Source organism: Mesorhizobium sp. M7A.F.Ca.CA.004.12.1.1 (assembly GCF_003997835.1).
GTDB lineage: Bacteria > Pseudomonadota > Alphaproteobacteria > Rhizobiales > Rhizobiaceae > Mesorhizobium.
Genome location: NZ_RZRK01000887.1, coordinates 1 through 2439, shown reverse-complemented (window position 1 = coordinate 2439; position 2439 = coordinate 1). Strand labels below are relative to the sequence as shown.

Below are 2439 nucleotides of genomic sequence, written 5' to 3'. Positions count from 1 at the left end.
TTCAGGCACAGTGCGATACCGGAATTGGCTCTTGAACGGCCAAGTCGGACACGCGTAACATCGCGCCATCTGAATTGAGTCTGCTTTATTAGTCCGGACTACCCTCCGGATTGGTTTGGACATTTCCCTTGAACACGCAAGCAATCGGCGGCGCGCCGGAGCGCGGCAAATCGTTTGCCCATGTGGCGGAAGCCTCCTGGGGCAAGGGCCTCAGCACCTTGCTCCGCATCGTGCGCATGACGCTGCGCCATCCCTGGCAGGTCGCCATCACCATCGTCTCGACCTTTATTGCCGCGACCTTGCAGCTTTTCATTCCCCGCCTGCTGGGCCGCGCCATCGACCAGGCGCAAGGTGTGATGGCCGCGGGTGCCGGCGCTGCCGCGGAACAGGCGCTGTGGAATACGGCGCTGACGCTGCTCGTCGTCTCGATCCTGCGCGGCCTCTTCACAATGGCGCAGAACTACTATGGCGAGGCCGTCGGCCACCGCACCGGCTATGAACTGCGCCTGGCTTTCTACGAGAAGATCCAGCGCCTGAGCTTCGCCTACCACGACAGGGTCCACACCGGCGATCTCATCACGCTCGGCCTGCTCGATCTCGACGGCGTGCGCATGTTCTTTTCCACCGGCATTTTGCGCGTGGTGCTGCTCGGCGTGCTGATCGGCGTCGGCGCCTATCTCCTGGTCAGCACCGATCCCGTGCTCGGGTTGCTCAGTCTGAGCTTCGTGCCGTTCGTCGCCTGGCGGTCCTCGGTCACCCAGCTCAAACTGCGCAGCACCTGGCTGACGTTGCAGGAGCGCCTCTCGGTGCTGAGCCGGGTGATGGATGAGAACCTCGGCGGTATCCGTGTCGTGCGCGCTTTCGCAGCGCAGCGGCATGAGCTGGAAAAATTCGATCGCGCCAAGCGCGATGCACTGGACCTCGCCAATCAGCGCGTCGACATCCGCGTCGCCAACACCAGCGCCATGAATTTCTCGTTCCTGGCCGCCATGGGGCTGGTCCTGTGGTTCGGCGGCCAGAAGGTGATCGCAGGCCAGATCAGCGTCGGCACGCTGGCGCAGTTCCTCACCTTCATGACCATCTTGCAGATGCCGGTGCGCCAGCTCGGGCTGATGGTCAACTCCTTCGCGCGCGCCTCGACCTGCGGCACCCGGCTGTTCGAACTGCTCGACGCCGAGCTCGACATCGAGGACGCGCCCGGCGCCAGGGATCTCGTCGTCAGCGACGGCGTGCTGCGCTTCGACAATGTCGGCTTTCGCTATGAGGGCGCAGGCGGCCGGCCGACGCTGTCCGGCATCTCCTTCGAGGCCCGGTCCGGCGAGACCATCGGCATTGTCGGCCCACCGGGCAGCGGCAAGTCGACCATCGCGCATCTGATCCCGCGTTTCTACGACGTCACTTCGGGTTCGATCACCATCGACGGCCAGGACATTCGTGAGGTGACGCTGAAATCGCTGCGCAAGGCCGTCGGCGTCGTGCAGCAGGACGCGTTCCTGTTCACCACCTCGATCGAGAACAACATCGCCTATGGCAATCCCTGGGCGCGCGAGACCCGCATCGGGCAGGCAGCCGAGTACGCCCAGCTGCACAATTACATCATGGGCCTCCCGGCCGGTTACACCACGGTTGTCGGCGAGCGCGGCGCGTCGCTTTCCGGTGGCCAGCGGCAGCGCCTGACCATTGCGCGGAGCCTGATGCTGCGGCCATCGGTGCTGGTCTTCGACGATTCGACCGCGGCAATAGATGCCGGTACCGAACAGCGCATCCGGGCGGCGATGAAGCGCTTCGCCAGGGACCGCGTCACGCTCATCATCTCGCACCGGCTGAGCTCGCTGATGCATGCCGACCAGATCCTGTTCGTCGAGGGTGGCCGGATCGTCGAGCGCGGCACGCACGAGGAACTGCTGGCGCTCGGTGGCCGCTATCGCGCGCTCTACGATTTGCAGCTGCGGCCGGACGATGAGCGGCCTGTCGTGGCGGGAGCCGCATGATGTCGACACAGGCCGACGACGACAAGGAAGATACCAGCCGCCGGCCGACAAGGGCTGTCGTGGGCTCGCATCGCGACGAGGAAGAAGTCTTCGGCAAGGCCTACGACCCGCGCATCGTCAGGCGCATCTGGAGCTTCGTGAGACCGTATCAGAGCCGGATCTTCATCTCGGTCGCCGCAGTGCTGGTGTTCACGCTGACGCAATTGGCGATCCCGCTGGTCATCCGCTACGCCATCGACCACGGCATGACGGCGGGCAGGCTCGACCAGCCGGTGATGATCGCAGCGATCATCACTTTCGCCGTCATCATCCTGATCAACTATGCCGCCTCCTATGTGCAGGAAAGCGTCGTCGGCAAAGTGGCCGAGAACGTGCTCTCCGACCTGCGCCGGGCCATGTTCAGCCATCTGCAGCGGGTCTCGTTGAGCTTCATGGACAAGACCGAGGT

The 2439-nt window shown here is 64.3% G+C and carries 2 protein-coding genes; both read left to right on the top strand.

Annotated features, from left to right (window positions below):
* Positions 1-128: 128 nt before the first annotated feature.
* A complete protein-coding gene (locus tag EN984_RS31245; RefSeq protein WP_127270175.1) occupies positions 129-1991 on the top strand; it encodes an ABC transporter ATP-binding protein in 1863 nt (620 codons plus the stop codon).
* A partial coding sequence (locus EN984_RS31240; protein ID WP_245480157.1) for an ABC transporter transmembrane domain-containing protein occupies positions 1991-2439 on the top strand: 449 nt, incomplete at its 3' end. The genes EN984_RS31245 and EN984_RS31240, both read left to right, overlap by 1 nt.